The organism is Bradyrhizobium sp. LLZ17 (assembly GCF_041200145.1).
In the GTDB taxonomy this organism is placed as follows: Bacteria; Pseudomonadota; Alphaproteobacteria; order Rhizobiales; family Xanthobacteraceae; genus Bradyrhizobium.
The window spans coordinates 5,033,662-5,053,607 of sequence record NZ_CP165734.1; the positions used below are offsets into that span (position 1 = coordinate 5,033,662).

Here is a 19,946-nt window from a genome sequence, read left to right on the forward strand (position 1 = left end):
CTAGTCTCCTTCGTCAGGCTCGATCTCGCCGCGCCGCGCACGTTCGGCGGCAAGGCGATGTTTCTTTGTATTGGTCGGTGCCGGCTTCTTTTGCGGCTTGGTGTTCCTGGTGGTTTTCTCGCTGATGCTGGCATGCGGCGCCGCCGGCGGCTCGAGGCCGAGACTGCGGCGCATCTCGCGCGCCGCGGCCTTGCCGCGCCGCATCGATTGCGCGATCAGTTCGTCGGTCAATACCAGCCGCGCCTCGCCGATATCCTCCATCACCAAGAGAACCTCGGTGTCGTCGCTGCCCTTGACGTCGTCACGCAGCAGCCGGACGCAGTCGCCTTCGACGCCCGCGATCTTGCCGCGGAACCGCTTCCGTCCCTCGTGCGCGACCGCCATGTCGATCTTGACGAGATGACCGGTATACCGTTCGAAATCCGAGCGCCGCACCAGCGGTCGGTCGATCCCGGGCGAGGAAATTTCCAGCCGGTAGGCGCGCTCGATCGGGTCGGCGACATCGAGCACGGGCGACAGCGCCCGCGAGATCGCCTCGCAATCCTCGATCTGCATCGAGCCGTCCGGACGCTCGGCCATGATCTGCACGGTGCAGCCGGCCTCTCCGGAAATGCGGATCCGCACCAGCCGGTAGCCCATGCCTTCGAGCACGGGACCTGCGACCGCAGAGACGCGCGCAGCCGCGCCCGGCTCGACCACAAGCCGCGGCTCGGCCAGCAACTCGGCATCGGTGGAACCAGTATTCGGTTCGGTCATATCCAGGGTCGGGGCGCTCGATGGTTAACGCTAGGTTAAAACTTAGATTTGCAGAGCCTGCTTCGAAACTCTTGGTTCCGACACGTCGTCGGATCGCGCATCTTTCGCCAACCCGCGTTCAGGTAACAAAAAAGAGCGGGTCCTTTCGGGCCCACTCTCACTACGCGGATCGTATGAGAAGATGAATTGGCGCTGATATAGCGCCTTCCATCCTCCCGGACAAGGCCCAACGCAGCCGAGAGCGGGCTTTTTGCGCCTTCAGGTGTGTCCGGAGCAACGCTTCTTTCATCAACGGGCCCTAAATTTCCGGCTCGTGGGGCGGCTTGAGCCTATGGCGCGCCCACAGCGTGCCAGAATCGAGTTGCGTTTCATGACCGTTGCCACTTCGCTGATTCCCGGACTGGACGAGATCGTCAGACGCGGCGATCCGAAGCGCCGTGGCGAGATCGCGGGCGCCATCGCCGCGCTGTTCTTCCAGGATGCCGCAAAGCTTGGTCCCGAACTCGTCGAGCTCTTCGACAATCTCCTGGTCGATCTCGTCCCTCATGCAGAGCTTGCTTCGCGTGCCGACCTCGCGGAGCGATTCTCGTGGCTGGACAATGCACCGCCCCATCTGGTCGGCCAGCTCGCCCGCGAAAACGAAATCATGGTGGCGGCTCCCGTGCTGCGCCGCTCGCCCGTGCTCGATGACGCTGCGCTTGTCGAGATCGCCCGGCTGAAGGGCCAGGGTCATCTGCTGGCGATGACGGAGCGGCCGATATTGTCGGCCGACATCACCGACGTGCTGGTCGAGCGCGGCGATCGTGACGTGGTGCGCCGCGCCGCAGGCAATGCCGGCGCGACGTTCTCAGCCGGCGGCTATTCGGAATTGATCAAGCGTGCGAGCCAGGACGGCGTGCTGACGCTCAAGATCGGCCAGCGCGAGGATCTTTCGGGCGAGAGTCTCAAAGAGCTTCTCAACGGCACGCTCGATGTCATTCGCCGCCGTCTCTCCAGCATGGTCAAGCCCGAGCGCCAAATCGAGATCAAGCGCGCGATGGCCGCGATCGAGGAAGCCACGCTGCCGCCCGGCCCGCGGCGGGATTTCTCGGCGGCGCAGCGCACGGTGCTCGGCCTGCATCGCGGCGGCCATCTCGGCGAGAGCGCGCTGCTGAGCTTCGCCAGGGCGCACAAATACGAGGAGTCGATCGCCTCGCTCTCGGCGATGTCCGGCGTCAGGCTCACGATCCTCGACCGCCTGATGGCGGGCGATCGCTACGATCCGATCTTGATCATCGGACGCTTGCTGAACCTGGGCTGGCCCACAGTGCGCGCGCTCATCCTGATGTGGTACGGCCCGAATCGCGCGCCGGCCGATGCCGATCTCGAGCAGGCGCGCGTGAACTTCACCCGGCTGATGCCGACGACGGCGGAGCGCGTCGTGAGTTTCTGGCGCAACCGCCAGACGATCTAGAGCCTGCGAAATCTTAAGTAAGCCGCTTTGCGCCCCTCGCGCGCGGCCTTTTTCCCGTAGCGCGTCATGGCGTAGCCGTCCCAGGGCAGCCGGAAATCATCGGCGCGTTCGGCGAGCCACTGAAAATCCGGCGCGCGCGCGAGATGCGACAACGTCCAGGCGCAGTAATCGTCGATGTCGCAGACGAAGCGGAATTCGCCGCCGGATTTCAGCACGCGCGCCATCGCGGCAATCGTCCTGTCCTGAACGAAGCGTCGCTTCCAATGCCGCCGCTTCGGCCAGGGATCGGGATGGATCAGGTCGATCCGCGACAGCGAGGCCTTCGGCAGCCAGGCGAGCAGCTCGGCGGCATCGCCGGCGAACAGGCGGATATTGGCGATGTTGCCGGCCTCGATCTGCGCGAGGATTTTTGCCATGCCGTTGACATAGGGCTCGCAGCCGATGAAGCCGGTTGCGGGAAAGCACTTCGCCTCCGCGGCCAGATGCTCGCCGCCGCCGAAGCCGATCTCGAGCCGCACGTCCTCGGCAGCGGGATCGAAGATCTCGCAGGCATTCGCCGGCGCCGCCGATGCGATATCGAGCGCGAGATGCGGCAACAGATGATCGACCAGCTCGGCCTGGTGCTGCCTGAGCTTGTGGCCCTTGCGGCGTCCGAAGAAGGTGCGCTCGCTATCCTCGCGCTCCGGATCTGATTTGCGCTCGCTCATCGCAGCGTCTGATAAAGCCGGTACAGCAGTCGCGCGCGCGGCACGATCGAGGAGACGTAGATCTGCTCGTAATGGGTATGGGCGCCCTTGCCGTCGACGCCGAGGCCGTCGAGCGTGCCGGTGTACGGGGCGGTGAAGTTGCCGTCGGAGCCGCCGCCGGTGTGCGTGTCGATCAGCTCGAAGCCGATCTCCGCGGCGATGGTCTTGGCGTGCTCGTAGAGCGAGGCGCCCGCATTGCCCTTCTCGTAGGGAGGACGATTGAGTTCGCCCGTGACCTTGACGGTGACGCCTTCGGTCTTCGATGTCAGTCCGAGGATCTTGCCGACGAACTCCTCTGCGTCAGCGAATCTCGGCACGCGCAGATCGACCTCGGCATAGGCCTCTTCGGGCGTCACGTTGGGGCGTGAGCCGCCGCGCACCACGCCGACATTGACGGTGACGCCGCGTTTCAGGTCGTTCATGCCCTCCAGCGTCTGGATGACGTTGGCGAGTTCGCGGATAGCGCTGCGGCCGTCCTCGGGCCGTGTCCCGGCATGGGCGGGCACGCCCTTGATGAACACCTCGAATCGTCCGACGCCCTTGCGGCCGGTGACGATCTTGCCGCCGTCGCGCGCGGGCTCCGTCACCAGGACGTATTTGGCCTTGCGTCCTTCCTTCTCAATGAGCGCACGAGAAGTCGGGCTGCCGATCTCTTCGTCGGAGGTGAACATGTGGGTGATGCCGAGCGGCGAACGATCCGCCGTGGCGCAGAGCTCCCGAAAGGCGTGATAGGCAATGTAGGCGCCGCCCTTCATGTCGTAAATGCCCGGACCGAACGCGCTATCGCCCTCGACCTTGAACGGCAGGCGCGCGATGAATCCCATGGGGTGAACAGTATCGAGATGACTGAGCACCAGGATGCCAGGCCGGTCCTGGCCCCAGCTCGAACGCACCACGAGATGATCGCCGCAGCCGTCGACACCGGCAACGCGTTCGAGCGTGACGGGCAGATCGCGATATTGCCCGGCAACTATCGAGGTGAGCTTGTTGACTTGTTCAGGCACTTCCGTCGGCGTCTCGATCTCCACCCAGCGGCGGATACCATCGAGAATGGTTTGGGAATCGAAAGAACTGGTGCTCGCCATGGAATTATCTGTGCCTTTAAACCGGATCATCGGAGCGGAACGCGCTGAAAGCGCGCCCGCAAGGGACGACATAGGCCAGATTTGGCGCAGTCTCAAATCGGAATGAGTGGCGGGTCAGCGCTTGTCAGGGCCTTCGCGGGCGGCGATCTGTTCGACGAGATCGACGATCGAGCGGCGCAGCTTTGAATCGATGATTCGGGTGAACGCCCGGGTCAGCGCCAGCCCTTCGGAGGTCGCGAGGAAGTCGGAGACATAGGACGGCGAGGCGCCTTCTGCGAAGCCGTTGGGGCCGGCCATGCCACTCGGCCCGCCTTCGAACAGGAACGATACCGGCACCTGGAGGATTTCAGCGATTTGCTGAATCCGGCTCGCGCCGACCCGGTTGGTGCCCTTCTCGTATTTCTGAACCTGCTGGAATGTCAGGCCCAAAGCTTCGCCGAGCTTCTCCTGGCTCATGCCCAACATGATGCGGCGCATGCGCACGCGACTGCCGACATATTTGTCAACAGGGTTGGGCGCTTTCGACATTTCCTCAGCCCTCCAAAGACCACCCGTCGGCGCAATAGAAAGTATTGCCTCAGGTGACAGCGACGCCCAAAGTTCACCCTGATTGGGGAAACATTGCGGAGAAATTTAGCAATGCACCGCTGTCTTATGCAGCGGGTGCAGAATGGAGAGCCCGTGCGCAGTCTGTCAACCGTGGGACTACGGTTGTCAAAGGATTCCGGCCGTTTCGACAGGACGGCGTGATCGGGGCGGCCGTTTGGCAATACGTCGTCGTACCGCCAGAAGCACAGCCAACGCGACGAGCATGGCTGCGGGGATGTCGCCGACTCTCGCATAGAGAGTGGGCGGGATTGCGGTGGGCAGGTTCGCGTCCAAAATGCCCTCGATCCCCAGGCCGAGGCTGGCCACCGTTCGTCCGACGGGATCGATCACTGCCGAAACGCCGGTGTTCGCGGAGCGGACCAGCGGCAGTCCGAGTTCGACAGCGCGCATCCGCGCCTGCTCCATGTGCTGGTACGGACCGGTCGAGATGCCGAACCAGCCGTCATTGGTGAGGTTCACGATCCAGCCCGGGCGCTCGTCGCGCCCGCCGACCTCGCCGGGAAAAATCGCCTCGTAGCAGATCAGCGGCAGCGCAGGCGGTGCACCCGGCACCGGCAGCACGTGCCGCACCGTGCCCGGAATGAAGCCGCCGCGCATCCGCGTCAGTTGCTCGAAGCCGAGCTTCTCCATCGTGTCTTGGAACGGAAGATATTCTCCGAACGGCACCAGATGCAGCTTGTCGTAGACGGCGAGCACGCTGCCGTCATGGTCGATCACGTAGATCGAATTATAGGCGCGCGTGACCGGCTTGCCGGGCGGCAGGTCAGGGGCACGGATGGATCCGGTGATCAGCACCGTTCCCTTCGGCAGCAACTCGGCGATCTCCGCCATCGCGTCGGCTTCGCGGGTCAGGAAGAACGGAAAGGCGGATTCCGGCCAGATCAGGATGGTGGCATCGCGCACGCCGGTCGATTGCGGTCCGGAGGCGCGGTCCGACAGCGCGAGATATTTCTTCATCACCTCCGCCTTGGCGGAGTAGTTGAACCTGGCGTCCTGCTGGAGGTTCGGCTGCATCAGGCGCAGCTTGGCGCCCGCGACCATCGTGGTCGGATGCAACGACAGGCGGATCGCGCCGAAGATGCCCATCACGACCAACAGTGCGACGGCCGCGGCCGGCACGCGCCATGCCATGCGGCCATCGGGCGTGCGGTCGATCAGCACCGCGGGGCTCGCGAAGATCGCGACGGTGAGGAATGTCATGCCCCACTGGCCGATCAGGGATGCCGTCTGCGCCAGCGGCAACGGCTCCGACAGCGCATAGCCGAAGGCGTTCCAGGGAAAGCCGGTCAGCGCGTGGCCGCGCAACCATTCGGCGATGGTGAGGCTTGCGGCGAGCGCGAGAATGCGCGTGGCATCCTTGGTCCAGAGCAGCCGGGCCAGCGCAAATCCGATCGCCGTGAAGATGGAGAGATAGGCCGGCAGGCCCAGCACGGCGAAGGGCGTCAGCCAGGCGAAGACGTCGGCGTCGACGAAGAAGGCGTAGCCGATCCAGTAGAGGCCGGGGACGAAATAGCCGAGCCCGAACCAATAGCCGGTCAGCGCTGCGGCGGGGACGCCGCCGAGCCGACCGGCGCCGGTGCCGTCGATCAGCCAGACCAGCACCGGGAAGGTGACAAACAGCACCGGCCAGGCATTGAACGGCGCCAGTGCCAGAACCGATAGCGCGCCGGCCGCCATGGCAATGACGGCGCGTTTCCATCCCCAGATCAGGATGACGGCGAGGGCAACCTGCCGCAGGCGCTGGAATGAGCTCACTGTGAGCCGGTCCCGTCGGCGGGCGGCGGCGTGGGCGTGTCGCCGGCTTGCGGCTGACCGCTGTCCGGCGTCGCTTCGCGGCGGCGGCTCTCGCGCTGGGTACGCGGCGCCGGGCGTTCCTTCCGTGTCGAGATACGCAGCCGCTTGACGCGGCGCGGATCGGCATCGAGCACCTCGACTTCGTAATGGCCGGGCCCCGAGATCACCTCGCCGCGCACCGGCAGGCGGCCGACGAAGCTGACGAGATAGCCGCCCAGCGTCTCCACTTCCTCGCCGGCTTCGCCGGTGACGAAATCCGCGCCGATCACCGTGCGGACGTCCTCGAGGCTGGCGCGGGCATCGGCGATGAAGGCGTTGTCGGGCAGGCGCACGATCGAGGGCGGCTCGTCGCTGTCATGCTCGTCGTCGATCTCGCCGACGATCTGCTCGACGATGTCCTCGAGCGAAACCAGCCCGTCGCTGCCGCCATATTCGTCGACGACCAGTGCAAGGTGAATGCGCGTGGCCTGCATCTGCGCGAGCAGGTCGATCGCCCGCATCGACGGCGGCACGTAGAGCAGCTTGCGGATGATGCGCGCATCCTGAAGCGGCATCGCGAGATCGACCGCGCGCAGGTCGAGTCCGGCCGGCAACGGTTTCTTGCGCTTGGCCTTGGTCGCGTCCGGGACGCGCGCGCGTGCGGTCATGAAGGCGAGCAGGTCGCGGATGTGCACAATGCCGACGGGATCGTCGAGCGTCTCGTCATAGACCACGAGGCGCGAATGGCCGGCGCTTTCGAAGCGGCTCATCAATTCGCCGAGCGGGATGTCGCGCTTCACCGCGATGATGTCGGCGCGGTGAACCATGACATCGGCGATGCGGCGCTCATGCAGGGCGAGAATGTTGCGCAGCATGGTGCGCTCGACGGTCGAGAACCCGGTATCGTCGGGCGTCGAGGCATCGAGCACGACCTGGAGGTCGTCGCGCACCGATCCCGCCTTCCAGCCGAACAGCGTGCGGATGGCGCGCAACAGCCAGCCGTCCGCGCTCGGGCGCATCACCTCCCCGGGCGTCACCACCGCCGGCAAATTGGGCGTGTTGCGCGGATTGTCGTGGATCGGGTCGGAATCCGGCATTTCAATCCATCCGTCAGCGGTCGGCATAGGGGTCGGGGATGCCGAGATGCGCCAGGATCTGCGTTTCGAGCGCTTCCATCTCCTCCGCGTCGTCGTCGTTTTCGTGGTCGAAGCCGACCAGATGCAGGAAACCATGCACGGCGAGGTGGCTCAGATGATGGTCGAACGGCTTCTGCTCATCGTCCGCCTCGCGCCGCATGGTCTCGTAGGCGATTGCGATGTCCCCGAGCATGCGCGGCGCGTCGCCCGGCTTCCACTCGCCTTCCGGCTGGAGCGCGGGAAACGACAGCACGTTGGTCGGCTTGTCGATGCCGCGCCAATTGCCGTTGAGCGTGCGGATGCCGGCATCATCGGTCAGCATCACCGCCACTTCCGCTTCCGCAACGTCCTCATCGACCGACGCCGCCGCGGCAGCAACCGCGCGTTGGATCACGGCGTCGGCGTCGGGTTCGCTCTGCCAGCAATCGGCGACGACGAGGACCTCGGTCATGGGAAGGTTGGGATGCGACATGGCTTTGTTCGGAACGAAAACGGCGCTGTGTCCGCGCCTGCATGGTCCGGCTGTTGTCTCGTCAGGATTTGTTGCCGGCGGCCGGCCGCTGCGGCAGACCTTCGTAGGCCGAGACGATCCGCGCCACGAGCTCGTGGCGGATCACGTCTTCGGCGGTGAAATGAACTTGCGCAATGCCTTCGACGCCGTTCAGCAGACGAGTCGCTTCGGCCAGCCCCGAGGTCTGGCCGTTCGGCAGGTCGATCTGCGAGGGATCGCCGGTCACGATCATGCGGCTGTTCTCGCCGAGCCGGGTCAGGAACATCTTCATCTGCATTGATGTGGTGTTCTGCGCCTCGTCGAGGATGATGGCGGCGTTGGTCAGCGTGCGGCCGCGCATGAAAGCGAGCGGCGCGATCTCGATCTCGCCGGTCTGCAGCGCGCGCTCGACGATGCGGGCGTCCATGAGGTCGTAGAGCGCGTCGTAGATCGGGCGCAGATAAGGATCGACCTTTTCGCGGAGATCGCCGGGCAGGAAGCCGAGCCGCTCGCCGGCTTCCACTGCCGGGCGCGACAGGATGATCTTGTCGACCTCCTTGCGCTCGAACAGTTGCGCGGCATGCGCGACCGCGAGCCAGGTCTTGCCGGTGCCGGCCGGGCCGATGCCGAACACCAGCTCGTGCCGCTTCAATGCGCGGATATAGGAATCCTGTGCCGCCGTGCGCGCGCGTACCGGTCGCTTGCGCAAATTGATGCTGTCGAAAGTCGATTTGGCCGATTTGGCGTCGAACTCGAACAGGGAGCCTTGGGCGATCACGGCGCGGATCGCGCCTTCGACCTCGCCTTGGTCGAGATCCTGCCCCTTCACCGCCTGGGCGTAGAGCGCCTCCAGCACCCGGCGCGCCGCGTCGCAGCCGTCGCGTGTGCCGCCGATGGTGATGTGGTTGCCCTTGGAATCCACGACAACGCCGAGCCGTCGCTCGATCTGCGCCAGGTTCTGGCCATAGGGCCCCACCAGCGCGGATGCGGCGCGGTTGTCGTCGAAGTCGATGACGACGTGAGTCTCGGGCGGAACTTGCATGTCGCGGTCAAATTTGCGGCTGGAAGCGAGGGAAGGCGAATCCGATGCGCTTTTGGGCAAGGGTTCAGGCTCCAGTGGCAATGGGTGATAAAGCGGGCTCGCGCGCCGTACGCGGCGTCGCGAGCTCACCGAGGAAGCTGTAGCGTTCGAGGCTGTCGATCCGGACGGGCAGGATCTGTCCGATGATGTCGGGCGAGGCCATCACATGCGCGGGCTGAAGGAAAGCTGTGCGGCCGACGATCTGGCCGTCCTTGCGTGCCGGGCGTTCGAACAGCACGTCGACGGTTGAGCCAATCGCAGCCTTGTTGAAGGCCGATTGCTGGCTGTCGATCAGTTCCTGGAGCCGCTCCAACCGCTGGTCCATCTCGACGGGGGACACCGTCTCCTGCATATCCGCGGCCGGCGTTCCCGGCCGGGCGGAGTATTTGAACGAATAAGCCGCAGCGTAGCCGATTTGCGTGACAAGCGCGAGGGTGGCGAGAAAATCTTGCTCGCTCTCGCCGGGGAAGCCCACGATAAAATCTGATGAAAAAGCAATGTCTTGGCGCGCGGCCCGGAAACGGTCGACGACTCGCCGATAATCATCGGCGGTATGTTTCCGGTTCATGGCGGCCAATATCCGGTCCGCGCCCGACTGGACCGGCAGGTGCACGAACGGCATCAACTCGCCGAGGTCGCGATGGGCTGCGATCAGACTGTCATCGACGTCGCGGGGATGGCTGGTCGAGTAGCGCAGCCGCGCGACGCCCGGAATCCGCGCCAGATGCTCGAGCAATTTGCCGAGCGGCCAGCTTTTCCCGTCCGGTCCGTCGCCGTGATAGGCGTTGACGTTCTGCCCGATCAGCGTGAGCTCGCGGACGCCGTTCTCGGTGAGCCGCTTCACGTCGTCGACGATCCTCGCCACGGGCCGCGAGACTTCCGCCCCGCGCGTATAGGGCACGACGCAGAAGGTGCAGAACTTGTCGCAGCCTTCCTGCACGGTGACGAAAGCGGAAATGCCGCGCGCGCGGATCGCTGCGGGCTTTGGCTGGGCCAGGAAGCCGAACTTGTCGGCGGCCGGAAACTCGGTCTCGATCGCGCGGCCTTCGCTGCCGGCGCGCTTCAGCAACTCCGGCAGATGATGATAGCTCTGCGGGCCGACGACGACATCGACCGTCGGCGCACGGCGCACGATTTCCTCGCCTTCGGCCTGCGCCACGCAGCCTGCGACTGCGATCTGCATCGCACGGCCGGTGCGCGCGGCCTCGTCCTTGGCGAGGCGCAGGCGGCCGAGCTCGGAATAGACCTTTTCGGAGGCCTTCTCGCGGATATGGCAGGTGTTGAGGATGACGAGGTCGGCATCCTCGGCGCTCGCGGTCTCCAGGAATCCTTCCGGAGCCAGTGTGTCCACCATGCGCTGGGCATCGTAGACGTTCATCTGGCAGCCATATGATTTGATGTGCAGCTTGCGCGGCGGCTTCATGGAACCTGGAAATGAGGTGGAGGACTGCCCCCAGATATAGGCTGGAGCGGCGAAAATCCAGCGAATGGGGGTCTTTTCGGTCGTCATTCCAGGGCGCGACGCAGTCGCGAACCCGGAATCCAGAGGTTTTGGCACGAGATTCCGCATTCGATGCTGGCGCATCGCCCCGGAATGACGCCGAGAGGGGCGATTCAGCCGGTCAGGGCGTCAGCCTCGAGCCGCTGGATCAGCTCAGGCAATTCCCGCATGTCGTCAAAGATCAGGTCGGCGCCGGCCTCGCGGAGCGTTTCGGCGTAGCCGTCGCGGCAATGACTGCCGCCATGGAAGCCGAACACGATCATGCCGGCCGCTCGGGCACCGGCAATTCCCGCCAGGCTGTCCTCGATCACGACACAGCGCTCCGGTGGCACGCCCATTTTTTGGGCCGCGAACAGGAACAAGTCCGGCGCCGGCTTGCCGTTAGATACCTGCACGGCGGAAAAGATATTTGGCGCGAACCTGCCGTACAAACCAACGCGATTGAGGCTGGCGCTTATCTTCTCCGGCGGGCCGCTCGAGGCGACGCAGGTGGGCACAGCAATCTGAGCCAGCGTCTGGCTGACGTGGGGCGTGGCTTGCAGCGAAGCCGCGAATGACCGGAAAATCTCGGCATAGACTTGCGCATGGAAATCATCCGGCAGACTGCGGCCCAATTCCGCTTCGACTTCGCGGGTCGCCTGGCGCATCGAGCGGCCGAGGAAGCGATCGAACACCTGCTCCGATGTGATCGGATAGCCGTGTTTCGTCAGCACATCCGCATGCGCGCGACAGGAAATGACCTCGCTGTCCACCAGCACGCCGTCGCAATCGAAGATGATGAGGTCGATGGGCACTTCAGCTCGCGGTCCGGGTGGTGTCACTCTCCCCAACGGGGAGGGGTGAAGAGAGCTCGCCGAAGGATCTATCCATCAATTTGAGGGCTTGTCGTCGTCGAGCGGGACGCAATAGAGCTCGAGCCGGTGATCGACCAGCTTGTAGCCGAGCTTGCGGGCGATCTCCGCCTGGAGCTTCTCGATCTCCTCCGAGGTGAACTCGATCACCTTGCCGTCGCGCAGATTGATGAGATGGTCGTGATGGCTGTCGCGCATCGTCTCGTAGCGGGCGCGGCCCTCGCGGAAATCGTGGCGCTCGATGATGCCGGCATCCTCGAACAGTTTTACGGTGCGATAGACGGTCGAGATCGAGATCTTGTCGTCGACGGCGACACAGCGCCGGTACAGCTCCTCGACATCGGGATGGTCGACCGCGTCCGCGAGCACGCGGGCGATGACGCGGCGCTGCTCGGTCATGCGCATGCCAGTGGCGGCACAGCGCGCCTCGATGCCGGACGCCTTGGATGCGGAGGAAGGTTTAAGTCCAGTCATGTGGTGTCTGCCTGACGGGCGCTTACTGCCATCAATGTTACGACAAGTCACGTCGCATCAGAAGCGCGTTCAATTGTTCCCCGTTGGCCTGCTTATAGTAGCGTTCGCGGCGTCCGACTACCACGAATCCGGCTCTCTCGTAGAGCCGCCGTGCCGGCTGGTTGTTCTCTTCGACCTCCAGAAATATCGTGCGCACACCGCGTCCTGCGAGGTGACCGAGATGGGTCATCAGCAGCGTGCGGGAGAGGCCGCGGCCGCGATGGGCCTGATCGACCGCGACCGACAGGATCTCCGCTTCGTCCGCACCGATCCGCGACACCGCAAAGCCGATCGTGTTGCGACCCAGCCGCAAGCGATGCACCAGCGTATTGCGCTCGCTGAGCATGGCCTCGAACTCGGCTTCGCCCCAGCCGCGGGCAAACGAGGCGCCGTGAAGCTGCGCCAGGCGCGCCGAATCGCGCACCGAAGCCGGCTCGACGGCCGCGGTGCCGCCGCGCCACCATTCCGACAACCATCTCATCACGAGGTTGCGGCTTGAGCCGCGAGCGGCTTCTGCGCCGCCGGCTTTGCATCGGGTGCGCGCAGATAGAACGGCCGCGCCGGATTGGTGTCGGGATCGGCCGCTGCGCCCAGCCACGCAACCCAGCCGATATCGGGCGCAGGCTGCGCGTCGACGGCTAGCGGCTGCGGCCCCTGCTTTGGCCAGCGCTGGGCGAGGATGTTCGCGGCATTGCCGACCAGATGCGGCGCGCCGAATTGCGACGCCGCGATCGCCTCATCGATGCTGGCGACTTTCGGCCGCACCAGCTGGCTGCCGTCGCCGGCGACGATCTGGAAATAGACGTGATCGTGCCGCGCATCGATCGCCGAGATCACCGGCGCCGATTTGCTCTGGCCGACGATGGCGGCGGCATAGGCCGACAATGTCGTCAGCCCGACGGTCGGCCGTTTGGCCGCGAGCGCTAGGCCGCGCGCCGCCGAAATGCCCACGCGCAAGCCGGTGAAACTGCCCGGGCCCACGGTGACCGCGACCCGGTCGAGCGCCGTGAAGGCCAGATCCGCCGCCCGCATGACCCGCGCGATCATCGGCATCAGCGCCTCGGCATGGCCGCGCTTCATCAGAAGCTGCTCCTGCACAAGGAGCTTGCCGGCCTCGGTGTCGAGAACCGCGGCCGCACACGCTTCCAGCGCGGTATCGATGGCAAGGATCAGCATAACGGCAAGCATATCATTGGCGATCGGATGATGCTCAATGTTCTTGCCGTCATGGCCGGGCTTGACCCGGCCATCCACGGCTTTGCCGCCCAAAACGTCGATGCCCGGGCCTTCGCCGCGCCGAAGGGCCTTCGGCCCCCGCAGGCGGGACAAGCCCGGGCATGACGGAGTGAAACCGGTGCGCCGGTCGTGCAATTTACATCGGCCGGACTTCGACCACGTCAGGCACGAAGTGCTTCAACAGGTTCTGGATACCATGCTGGAGCGTCGCGGTCGACGAGGGGCAGCCGGAGCAGGCGCCCTTCATGTTGAGATAGACGATGCCGTCCTTGAAGCCGCGGAAGGTGATGTCGCCGCCGTCATTGGCGACCGCGGGCCGCACGCGCGTCTCGATCAGATCCTTGATCATGTCGACCGTCTCGGCGTCGGCCTCGTCGAAGAATTCGTCCTCCTCGTCGAGATCGGCATCGCTTTGAGCGGCGCCGTCGGCGAGCAGCGGCGCGCCGGACATGTAGTGCTCCATGATGGCACCGAGGATCGCGGGCTTGAGCTGCTGCCATTCACCTCCCGCCTTGGTCACGGTGATGAAGTCGGAGCCGTAGAACACGCCGGTGACGCCGGGCACCTCGAACAGCTTTTCGGCGAGCGGCGAGCGCGTGGCGGCTTCGCGGCTCGAAAACTCCATCGGGCCGCCGTCGACCACGACGCGACCGGGGATGAACTTGAGTGTGGCGGGATTGGGGGTGGCTTCGGTCTGAATGAACATGGTTTTCTCCGGACGTCGCCGGTTCAAGGCCGGCGCGTGAGCTACCCCATAGCATGTGGCGCGCGCAAACGCACCGTCAAGAGGGCGCGCGAGATTCGGCTAGACTTTCAAGAGGTTGGAGCCTGCTTGCAGCCAGTCCGGTCGCCATCATCGAGGCACCAGCCATCCTGTTCGAAGTCCGGTGCCCTCATTGAGGCCCGCCCCTCCCCGCACTATCGCCGGCGAATGAAGCCGACGATGTCCTTGGTGAGCTTCAAAGTCTCGTCCGCGATCGCACGCGCCCGGTCGGCGCCGTCGTTCAGAATGGCATCGATATGGCCGGGGTCGGCGACGAGGCGCTTCATCTCGCCGGCGATCGGCGAGAGTTTCGTCACGCAAAGCTCCACCAGCGCGTTCTTGAAGCTGGAGAACTGGCCGCCGCCGAATTCGCGCAGCACGTCGGCCTTGGAGCGGCTGGAGAGCGCGGCAAAAATGCCGACCAGATTGTCGGCCTCCGGACGTGCTTCCAGGCCCTTCTCTTCCGTCGGCAACGGCTCCGGATCGGTCTTCGCCTTGCGCACCTTCTGCGCGATGGTGTCGGCGTCGTCGGTCAGATTGATGCGCGAATTGTCCGACGCGTCCGATTTCGACATCTTCTTGGTGCCGTCGCGCAGGGACATCACGCGCGTCGCCGGTCCCGTGATCAAAGGCTCCGGCAGCGGGAAGAGCAGGCCGTCATTGGCGCCGTGGCTGCGGATCGAATCGCCAAAGTCGTTGTTGAACTTCTGCGCGATGTCGCGCGAGAGCTCGAGGTGCTGCTTCTGGTCCTCGCCGACCGGCACGTGGGTGGCGCGATAGAGCAGAATGTCGGCGGCCATCAGCACGGGATAGTCATAGAGCCCGACCGAGGCGTTCTCGCGGTCCTTGCCGGCCTTTTCCTTGAACTGGGTCATGCGGTTCAGCCAGCCCATGCGGGCGACGCAGTTCAAGATCCAGGTGAGCTCGGCATGGCCGGAGACCTGGCTCTGGTTGAACACGATGTGCTTGTTGGGATCGATGCCGCTCGCGATGAACGCCGCGGTCACTTCGCGGGTGTTGCGCGCGAGCTCGGCCGGTCCGCCCCAGACATCCAACCCTTGCGTGATCGCGTGCATGTCGACGACACAATAGATGCAATTGTGGGTTTCCTGCATCTTCACGAAGTTGACGATCGCGCCGAGATAATTGCCGAGATGCAGATTGCCGGTCGGCTGGACGCCCGAAAAAACCCGTTCAACGAATGGCATGGTAAGTGTTCCTGGCAAGCTTTCCCAGAGATAATCGGCCGTCGTTTCCAACAGCGGCGCTGCCCCGTCAAGGGTAATTCGCTAGTCCTGCGCGCCGAGCTCGGGCTCGGCCGGCCGCCTCAGGGCGTCAACCGCCTCGCGCAAGGAGGTGACCCCGAGGATTTGCAGCAGGCCACTATAGACGGCGATCCCCGCCGCGATCTGCAAACCCAGTGCAATGAACCTGATCAGCCCGTGGCTGTCGGCAGGTGAAAGGCCCGTACTCAGCCACAGCAGGGCACCCATGACAGCGGCGGCGAGCACGATCCGCGGCAGCCGTTTGCGGGCGGCGGCGTCCACCGAGAAGCCGAATTCGCTGTTGCCTTTGCGGAGCAGGGCGAGCGCGCTGCTCCAGGCGCCGGCCGCTATGCTCGCGGCGATGCCGCCCGTGCCGTAGAAATGGCCAAGCAGGACGGCAAGCGCGACCGCGACCACAAAGCCTTTGGCCGTTGCGAGCAGCGGCGTCATGGTGTCGCTGCGGGCATAGAAGGCCGGCGACAGCGCCTTGATCAGCACATGGGCCGGCAGGCCCAGCGCCAGCCACATCAGCGCATGGGCGGTGGCCGCGCTGTCATCGGCGCCGAAGGCACCGTGCTCGAACAACATCCGCACGATCGGCTCCGCCAGCACGATCAGGCCGAGCGTTGCCGGCAGCGCCAGCCCGGCCGCGAGTTCCAGCGCGCGCGATTCCGCATGCGCCACGGCGTCGCGGTCGCCGCTGGTGACGGCGCGCGTCAGCTCAGGCACCAGGACGGTGCCCATCGCGACGCCGACGATGCCGAGCGGCAATTCGATCAGGCGGTTTGCGAAATAGAGCCAGGACACGGCCGACGGCGTCGCGGAGGCGATGATCGCGCCGGCCACCATCAGCCATTGCGGGCCCGAGCTTGCGATCATGCCGGGAACGGCCTTGGCGAAGAAGCCGCGCATCTCCTTGTCGAAACTCACACGCAACGGTGTCGCAAGGCGTCCGCTTCGCCGCGACAGCAGCATCATGAGTTGCAGCAGGCCGGCGGCACCGACGGTCGCCGCCAGCATCCATGCGGCGAAGGTCGCATCGGCGTGCCAGGCCAGCAGCATCGCGATGACCGCGATCAGCGCGATGTTGAACAGCAGCGGCGAGAACGCCGTCAGCGCAAATCGCCCTTGCGCGTTGAGCAGCCCCATCAGCACGGTGACGGGACCGGCGAAGGCGAGATAGGGCAGCATCAGCCGGGCGTTCTCGATCGCGAGATCGCGCGTGTGGCTACCGAGAAATCCCGGCGCGATGATCGTGACGATCAGCGGCATCAAGACCGCAACGACGATCGAGATCGCCAACAGCGCCACGCTGACGGTGCCGAGCACACGCCCTGCAAATGCCGAAGCTGCCTGCTCGCCATCGCGGTCACGGACGCGCAGCCAGGCCGGGATCAGCGCCGCGTTGAGTGCCCCTTCGCTGAGCAGCCGGCGCACCACGTTGACGAGCTGAAACGCTGCCAAGAACGCATCCGCCACGGCACCGGTGCCGAGCAATGCGGCCATCATCGAATCGCGCGCAAAACCCAGCAGCCGCGAGGTCAGTGTTCCCGTGGAGACGGTCAGGAAGGAGCGGATCATTGCGCTGACATAATACCCTTGCTTGCCCGTGTAGGGCCGGTCGTGATAGGCCGCGAGCAAGATTTCAGACCGACAGGAAGCGGATTTCTCCGGTAATCGCAATCCGGCAACAGGATCAAGGTGAATGGCTGACGCGAAATATGACGTCTTGGGTATCGGCAACGCGCTGTTCGACGTGCTGGTCAGGACCGACGAGGCTTTTCTGGCCAAGCACGGCATGACCAAGGGCAGCATGTCCCTGATCGACGAGGCACGCGCCGCCGCCATCTATGGGGACATGGGCCCGGCGACGGAAGTCTCGGGTGGCTCGGCTGCCAACACCATCGTCGGCATCGGTAGCCTGGGTGCGCGGGCCGCCTATGTCGGCAAGGTCAAGGACGACCAGATTGGCAAGCTCTACCTCCACGACATCCGTGCGGCCGGCGTCGCCTTCAACACGCCCGCCGCCAAAGACGGCCCCGCCACCGGCTGCTCCTACATCCTGGTGACTGATGACGGCGAGCGGACCATGAACACCTATCTCGGCGCGGCGCAGGATCTCTCGCCGGCCGACATCGATCCGGCGGAGATCGCCGGCGCCGGCATTGTCTATCTCGAGGGCTATCTCTGGGATCCCAAGAACGCCAAGGACGCCTTCCTCAAGGCCGCCAAGATCGCCCATGACGCCAAACGCAAGGTGGCGCTGACATTGTCGGATTCGTTCTGCGTCGATCGCTACCGCGACGAGTTTCTCGCGCTGATGCGCAACGGCACCGTCGACATCGTGTTCGCCAACGAATCCGAGCTGCATTCGCTCTACATGACCTCGGATTTCGACACCGCGCTGAAGCAGCTGCGCAACGACGTCAATCTTGGTGTGGTCACCCGCAGCGAAAAGGGCTGCATGGTGGTGTCGGCCGAAGACACCGTTGCCGCGCCGGCATTCCCGATTGCCCAGCTGGTCGACACCACAGGCGCCGGCGACCTCTTCGCCGCCGGCTTCCTGTTCGGGCTGGCGCGTGAGTTGCCGTACAAGCAGTGCGGTCAGCTCGGTGCGCTGGCAGCGGCCGAAGTGATCCAGCACATCGGCGCAAGGCCGCAGGTGTCGCTGAAGGAGTTGGCGCAGCAACGCGGGCTGACGGGATAGGGCGGAGTTTTCACCCGGTCATGCGCGCGGCACTCTCCGCTGTCGTCGCCCGGCTCGACCGGGCGAGCCAGTATTCCAGAGCCGTTAGCGGGATACGGAGAAGCCGCGGCCTACTGGATTCCCCGCCTTCGCGGGGAATGACAGATGCGGCTCACGCCGTCTTCGCCGCCTTCAACCCCAGCCGCTGCTCCACAGCCTCGCGCATCACGAATTTCTGAATCTTTCCGGTCACGGTCATCGGGAATTCGTCGACGAACTCCACATAACGCGGAATCTTGTTGTGGGCGATCTGGCCCTCGCAGAAGGCGCGCACCTCCTCGGCCTGCAGCGTCTCGCCCGGCCTGACACGGATCCAGGCGCAAAGCTCCTCGCCGTAGCGGTTGTCGGCCACGCCAAAAATCTGCACGTCCTGGATCTTGGGGTGACGATACAAGAATTCCTCGATTTCGCGCGGATAGAGATTTTCACCGCCGCGGATCACCAGATCCTTGATGCGGCCGACGATGTTGCAATAGCCCTCGTCGTCGATGGTGGCGAGATCGCCGGTGTGCATCCAGCCGTTGGCATCGAGCACATCCGCGGTCTTTTCCTTCTCCTCCCAATAGCCCAGCATGACGCTGTAGCCGCGGGTGCAGAGCTCGCCGCGTTCGCCGCGCTTGACGATCCGCCCCTCGAGATCGACGACCTTCACCTCGACATGCGGATGAATCCGCCCGACGGTGGAGACGCGCCGTTCGAGCGGGTCGTCAGTCGCGCTCTGGAAGCTGACCGGGCTGGTCTCGGTCATGCCATAGGCGATGGTGACCTCGCGCATGTTCATCTCGGTGTTGACGCGCTTCATCACCTCGATCGGGCAGGGCGCGCCCGCCATGATGCCGGTGCGCAGCGATTTCAGGTTGAACGTCGCGAATTCGGGATGATCGAGCTCGGCGATGAACATGGTCGGCACGCCGTATAGCGCGGTGCATTTCTCCTGCTCGACCGCGCGCAGTGTCGCGAGCGGATCAAAGCCCTCGCCGGGATAGACCATGGTCGTGCCGAGCGTGACGGAGGCGAGGTTGCCCATCACCATGCCGAAACAATGGTAGAGCGGCACGGGAATGCAGATGCGGTCCTGCTCGGTCAGGCGCATCGCACGGCCGGTGAAATAGCCGTTGTTGAGGATATTGTGGTGGGTCAGCGTCACGCCCTTCGGTGATCCCGTGGTGCCGCTGGTGAACTGGATGTTGACGGGATCGTCGAACTGAAGCGCGGCACCGAGTGCGACGAGTCGCTCCCGATCTTCGGGTCGGGCCATGCCCGCGACCTCCTCGAAGGGGATCGTGCCAGGCGCTGACGGGCCGCCGATCTGGATCACGGTCCGCAATGCCGGCAGCCGCGCCGCTTGGAGCTGGCCGGGCCTGGCGCTGGCGAGCTCCGGCAGCAGCGTGTTGAGCATCTCCATGTAGTGGCTGGTCTTGAATGAAGTCGCCGTCACGATCGCCGCGCAGCCGACCTTTTTCAGCGCGAACTCAAGCTCGCTGAGCCGATAGGCGGGATTGATCGTCACCAGGATCAGGCCGGCCTTGGCGGCGGCGAACTGGGTCAGCGTCCATTCCGGCCGGTTCAGCGACCAGATGCCGATCCGCTGCCCTCGCTCCAGGCCGAGCGCGAGGAAGCCTGCGGCGAGCGCGTCGACCCGCTCTGCGAACTCCGTCCAGGTCCATCGCACGCCGTGGCTCGGCGAGACCAGCGCCTCGCGTTGGCCCCAGCGCCGCACCGCATGGTCGAGGCTGCGGCCGATCGTGTCGCCGAGCAGCGGCGTGTCCGAGATGCCGCAAACGTAGCTGTCGGCTTTGCCTGCGAGAGCGTCCACCAAGTTCGTCTCCTCGAATGTGTTGCCTCGTGCCTGAAGCCGACGGCCTGCCTGAAGTCGATGGCTTTCGGGCACGAGGTTATCCGTTGCCCCGAAGGCGCGCGACACCGCGCGCCTCATACTAAG

19 protein-coding genes are annotated in these 19,946 nt (G+C 65.0%); 2 read left to right on the forward strand and 17 right to left on the reverse strand.

The genetic code is table 11. The features are described 5' to 3' along the window. Nucleotides 1-756: a ribosome maturation factor RimP gene (gene rimP / locus AB8Z38_RS24300; protein WP_369720295.1), complete on the reverse strand. Its 756-nt coding sequence runs from the start codon at nucleotides 754-756 to the stop codon at nucleotides 1-3. A 370-nt stretch (nucleotides 757-1,126) separates the two neighbouring features. Between rimP and AB8Z38_RS24305 the strand changes: the two genes are divergently transcribed. Further along, nucleotides 1,127-2,209: a DUF2336 domain-containing protein gene (locus tag AB8Z38_RS24305; RefSeq protein WP_369720296.1), complete on the forward strand. Its 1,083-nt coding sequence runs from the start codon at nucleotides 1,127-1,129 to the stop codon at nucleotides 2,207-2,209. On the opposite strand, the gene AB8Z38_RS24310 is transcribed toward AB8Z38_RS24305, so the two are convergent. The 15 genes from AB8Z38_RS24310 to murJ form a co-directional block, all read right to left on the reverse strand. Beyond that, the gene (locus tag AB8Z38_RS24310) at nucleotides 2,206-2,916 is read right to left on the reverse strand and encodes a tRNA (guanine(46)-N(7))-methyltransferase TrmB (protein ID WP_369720297.1); all 711 of its coding nucleotides are present in this window, start codon (nucleotides 2,914-2,916) and stop codon (nucleotides 2,206-2,208) included. The genes AB8Z38_RS24305 and AB8Z38_RS24310 overlap by 4 nt on opposite strands. After that, nucleotides 2,913-4,070, reverse strand: a complete 1,158-nt coding sequence (locus AB8Z38_RS24315; RefSeq protein WP_369720298.1) for a M20 family metallopeptidase — start codon at nucleotides 4,068-4,070, stop codon at nucleotides 2,913-2,915. Before AB8Z38_RS24315 ends, AB8Z38_RS24310 begins: the two co-directional genes overlap by 4 nt. Before the next feature lie 84 nt (nucleotides 4,071-4,154). Then, nucleotides 4,155-4,568, reverse strand: coding sequence for a helix-turn-helix domain-containing protein (locus tag AB8Z38_RS24320; RefSeq protein WP_369720299.1), 414 nt, complete (start codon nucleotides 4,566-4,568; stop codon nucleotides 4,155-4,157). Nucleotides 4,569-4,754: 186 nt separating this feature from the next. After that, complete coding sequence (gene lnt / locus AB8Z38_RS24325) at nucleotides 4,755-6,404, reverse strand: apolipoprotein N-acyltransferase (protein ID WP_369720300.1); 1,650 nt, start codon at nucleotides 6,402-6,404, stop codon at nucleotides 4,755-4,757. Next, nucleotides 6,401-7,519 (reverse strand): hemolysin family protein, encoded by a 1,119-nt coding sequence (locus AB8Z38_RS24330; protein WP_369720301.1) that lies wholly within the window; start codon nucleotides 7,517-7,519, stop codon nucleotides 6,401-6,403. The genes lnt and AB8Z38_RS24330 overlap by 4 nt, the downstream gene beginning before the upstream one ends. A gap of 13 nt (nucleotides 7,520-7,532) precedes the next feature. After that, nucleotides 7,533-8,030, reverse strand: coding sequence for an rRNA maturation RNase YbeY (gene ybeY / locus AB8Z38_RS24335; protein ID WP_369720302.1), 498 nt, complete (start codon nucleotides 8,028-8,030; stop codon nucleotides 7,533-7,535). Nucleotides 8,031-8,091: 61 nt separating this feature from the next. Further along, nucleotides 8,092-9,090 carry a PhoH family protein gene (locus AB8Z38_RS24340; protein ID WP_369720303.1) on the reverse strand — a complete coding sequence of 333 codons (999 nt, stop codon included), beginning with the start codon at nucleotides 9,088-9,090 and terminating at the stop codon, nucleotides 8,092-8,094. Between the two features lie 64 nt (nucleotides 9,091-9,154). Then, a complete protein-coding gene (gene miaB / locus AB8Z38_RS24345; protein ID WP_369726589.1) occupies nucleotides 9,155-10,552 on the reverse strand; it encodes a tRNA (N6-isopentenyl adenosine(37)-C2)-methylthiotransferase MiaB in 1,398 nt (465 codons plus the stop codon). A gap of 191 nt (nucleotides 10,553-10,743) precedes the next feature. Next, nucleotides 10,744-11,424 carry an HAD family hydrolase gene (locus tag AB8Z38_RS24350; RefSeq protein WP_369720304.1) on the reverse strand — a complete coding sequence of 227 codons (681 nt, stop codon included), beginning with the start codon at nucleotides 11,422-11,424 and terminating at the stop codon, nucleotides 10,744-10,746. A gap of 75 nt (nucleotides 11,425-11,499) precedes the next feature. Beyond that, on the reverse strand, nucleotides 11,500-11,955 hold the full coding sequence (locus AB8Z38_RS24355) for a Fur family transcriptional regulator (protein WP_369720305.1): 456 nt from the start codon (nucleotides 11,953-11,955) through the stop codon (nucleotides 11,500-11,502). Between the two features lie 37 nt (nucleotides 11,956-11,992). After that, nucleotides 11,993-12,478, reverse strand: a complete 486-nt coding sequence (gene rimI / locus AB8Z38_RS24360; RefSeq protein WP_369720306.1) for a ribosomal protein S18-alanine N-acetyltransferase — start codon at nucleotides 12,476-12,478, stop codon at nucleotides 11,993-11,995. Next, nucleotides 12,475-13,170 carry a tRNA (adenosine(37)-N6)-threonylcarbamoyltransferase complex dimerization subunit type 1 TsaB gene (gene tsaB, locus AB8Z38_RS24365; protein WP_369726590.1) on the reverse strand — a complete coding sequence of 232 codons (696 nt, stop codon included), beginning with the start codon at nucleotides 13,168-13,170 and terminating at the stop codon, nucleotides 12,475-12,477. The genes rimI and tsaB overlap by 4 nt, the downstream gene beginning before the upstream one ends. 196 nt (nucleotides 13,171-13,366) lie before the next feature. Beyond that, nucleotides 13,367-13,936: a NifU family protein gene (locus AB8Z38_RS24370; RefSeq protein WP_369720307.1), complete on the reverse strand. Its 570-nt coding sequence runs from the start codon at nucleotides 13,934-13,936 to the stop codon at nucleotides 13,367-13,369. Between the two features lie 212 nt (nucleotides 13,937-14,148). Continuing rightward, nucleotides 14,149-15,201: a tryptophan--tRNA ligase gene (gene trpS, locus AB8Z38_RS24375; RefSeq protein WP_369720308.1), complete on the reverse strand. Its 1,053-nt coding sequence runs from the start codon at nucleotides 15,199-15,201 to the stop codon at nucleotides 14,149-14,151. Between the two features lie 81 nt (nucleotides 15,202-15,282). After that, the gene (gene murJ, locus AB8Z38_RS24380; protein WP_369726591.1) at nucleotides 15,283-16,839 is read right to left on the reverse strand and encodes a murein biosynthesis integral membrane protein MurJ; all 1,557 of its coding nucleotides are present in this window, start codon (nucleotides 16,837-16,839) and stop codon (nucleotides 15,283-15,285) included. A gap of 124 nt (nucleotides 16,840-16,963) precedes the next feature. On the opposite strand from murJ, the gene AB8Z38_RS24385 reads away from it, so the two are divergent. Beyond that, a complete protein-coding gene (locus AB8Z38_RS24385) occupies nucleotides 16,964-17,965 on the forward strand; it encodes an adenosine kinase (RefSeq protein WP_369720309.1) in 1,002 nt (333 codons plus the stop codon). Between the two features lie 151 nt (nucleotides 17,966-18,116). Here the strand turns inward: AB8Z38_RS24385 and AB8Z38_RS24390 are convergent, their stop codons facing one another. Then, nucleotides 18,117-19,940: an AMP-binding protein gene (locus AB8Z38_RS24390; RefSeq protein WP_369720310.1), complete on the reverse strand. Its 1,824-nt coding sequence runs from the start codon at nucleotides 19,938-19,940 to the stop codon at nucleotides 18,117-18,119. Nucleotides 19,941-19,946: the final 6 nt, after the last annotated feature.